Origin of the sequence: Kitasatospora sp. NPDC036755, from assembly GCF_040636595.1 — a bacterium.
Taxonomy (GTDB): domain Bacteria; phylum Actinomycetota; class Actinomycetes; order Streptomycetales; family Streptomycetaceae; genus Kitasatospora.
In genome coordinates, this window is sequence record NZ_JBEZUT010000607.1 from 1 (window position 1) to 2,254 (window position 2,254).

Genomic DNA, 2,254 nt, shown 5'->3' on the forward strand with positions numbered 1-2,254 from the left:
CAAGGCATTTGAGTCCGTTCGCTCGCTGGGGTATTGCGTCGACCGCGAGTCGAGAACCGCGCCAACCTGATCAAATTCCTCGCGCGTCATGATCGCGTCCAGGGTGTGGTGCTCGACGGCGGCAAGCGCTGGGTGACCGGGGCGGTGACGGCGGACCACCTGCTGGTGCTCGCCCGGCACCGGCCGGGCCGGCACTTCACCAGCTTCGGCTGGGTCCTGGTGCCCACCGCGGCGCCGGGCGTGACGGTCCGGCCCACCGGGGGCGGGTTGCTGGCGGGTGCCGGGATCGGTCACGTCGAGCTGCGGCAGGTGCGGCTGCCGGCCGCGCACCTGGTCGGACGGCCCGGCCGGGGCATGGCGCTGTTCGCCCGGCACATGGGCACCGAGCGGCTGGCCGGCGCGTACTGGGCGGTCGCGCTGGGCAGCCGTACGGTCGCCGCCACGGTGGAGCTGCTGGAGCGCCGCACGGTCGAGGACCGGCCGCTGTGGCAGCATCCGGCGGTCCGCCAGCAGCTGGCCGGCTGCCTGGTGGCGCTGCGCCAGCTGAGCGCGCTGGCCGACACCCTGGCCGAGCGGATCACCGCCGGCCCGGACCTGGCGGCGGCGGCGCTGCTGAAGGCGGCGGTCGGGCAGGGCATCGACCCGGTGCTCGACCGCTGTGCGCACCTGCAGGGCGCCGAGGGCTTCGCGCCCGGCGGTGCCCAGCTGACCAGGGCGGAGGCGGGCGTGCTCGGGATCGGCGGAGGGGTCACCGAGCTGATGCTGGACGCGGTGGCGGACGGCGCGCCGGCGCTGCTGGCGGAGCTGCGCTCGTGAGCACCACCGTGTCGCCGCGGCCCGCGGGCCAGGTCCGCGCCGGCCTCCCGGTGGCGGGTACGCCCTGCCGGCGGCCGGCGGACGGGGTCTGGACGGCCGACGGACCGCTCGACCACTGGGCCGCGGTCGCGCCCGACCGGGCCGACCTCGACGCGGCCCGCGCCCTGGCGCCCCGGCGGGCCGAGGAGTTCCTGGCCGGCCGGGCGCTGCTGCGCCGGCTGCTGACCGCGCTGCTGCCCGAGCTGGCCACCTCCCCGGTGGTCCGCGAGCCGCGCGGCCGGCCGGTGCTGGCCGCCGCCCCGGGCGTCGGGATCAGCGTGTCGCACGACGGGGACCGGGTGGCCGCGGCCGTCGCGCCCGGCCGCCGGGTCGGGGTGGACCTGCAGCAGGTGCCGGACGAGGTCTCGTCGCGGCTGCTGCGCCGCTGCCTGCGCGAGCGGGCGGCGGCGCTCGCCCCGTGGCCCGCCGGGCGGCGCGCAGCCGAGCTGGCCTGGGTGTGGACGGTGCAGGAGGCCTGCGTGAAGGCCGAGGGCACCGGCCTGGCCGGCCTTCCCTGGCGGATCGACGTGCCGGTCGGCGCCGAGCGGGGCCGCTGGCGCGGCCTGCGCTGGATCAGCCTGCGCGGCCGCTCGGCGGTACCGCTCAGCTGCGCCTACTCGGATCCGGGGGCCGACCCGACGGCCCGTGACCTGATGATCCGTGAACCCGGGGCCCGCGACCCGCGGACCTTCGACCCGCGGACCTTCGACCTGGAGACACCGTGCACATGACCGCGCTCGCGGCCTGCGAGCCGCAGCTGAGCTGCTACACCACCAACCTGGTCGCCTACCTGGAGGCGACCGACCCCGGGATCCGGCGCCGGTTCGGCCACGCCGTGCGGCTGGCGGTGCGCACCGACCTGCCGGCCGGCCACGCCGCCTTCTCGCACCACGAGCGGGTGGACGCGGGCCCCGACGGCCGCGGGCTCGGCTACCGTGGCGCGCCCGACTGGGAGCGGGCGCGCGCCGGGCTGCTGACCGAGCTCGAAGCCGAGGGCCAGGTGCTGGTGGCCGGCAACACCCGGTACCTGCCGTGGTCGCCGGCCGCCGGGCAGGCGGACGCCCCGCACTGGCTGCTGCTGCGCGGCCGCAAGGGCGACCGCTGGCTGCTGGCCGACCAGTTCGCCGCCCTCACCCCGTACGGCGAGCAGGAGCCGTTCCTCGGCTGGGTCGGGGAGGAGGAGCTGGCGCGGGCGCTCACCCCGGTCCCCGAGCCGCCGGCCGAGGTCGCCGCCCGCGACGGCCTGGCGCTGGGCCTGGCCGTACCGGTGCCGCCGGCCGGCCAGTACCGCTGGCTGCGGCGCATGCCGAACGGGCACTCCTTGGTGACGCAGTCCGCGACGAAGGCCTTCAGGGCCCGCTCGAAGCCGGCCTCCTGCTCGATGTTGTGCTGGATCAGC

Annotated in this window: 2 protein-coding genes and 1 pseudogene; all 3 read left to right on the forward strand. The window is 77.7% G+C overall.

The window, feature by feature from the left end; translation table 11 throughout:
- Positions 1 to 105 precede the first annotated feature (105 nt).
- Positions 106 to 816, forward strand: a complete 711-nt coding sequence (locus tag AB0E96_RS40445; protein WP_359831762.1) for an acyl-CoA dehydrogenase family protein — start codon at positions 106 to 108, stop codon at positions 814 to 816.
- The gene (locus AB0E96_RS40450) at positions 813 to 1,586 is read left to right on the forward strand and encodes a 4'-phosphopantetheinyl transferase superfamily protein (protein ID WP_359831764.1); all 774 of its coding nucleotides are present in this window, start codon (positions 813 to 815) and stop codon (positions 1,584 to 1,586) included. The genes AB0E96_RS40445 and AB0E96_RS40450 overlap by 4 nt, the downstream gene beginning before the upstream one ends.
- Positions 1,583 to 2,254: pseudogene (locus AB0E96_RS40455) on the forward strand (hypothetical protein); the annotation flags it as partial. The gene AB0E96_RS40450 and the pseudogene AB0E96_RS40455, both read left to right, overlap by 4 nt.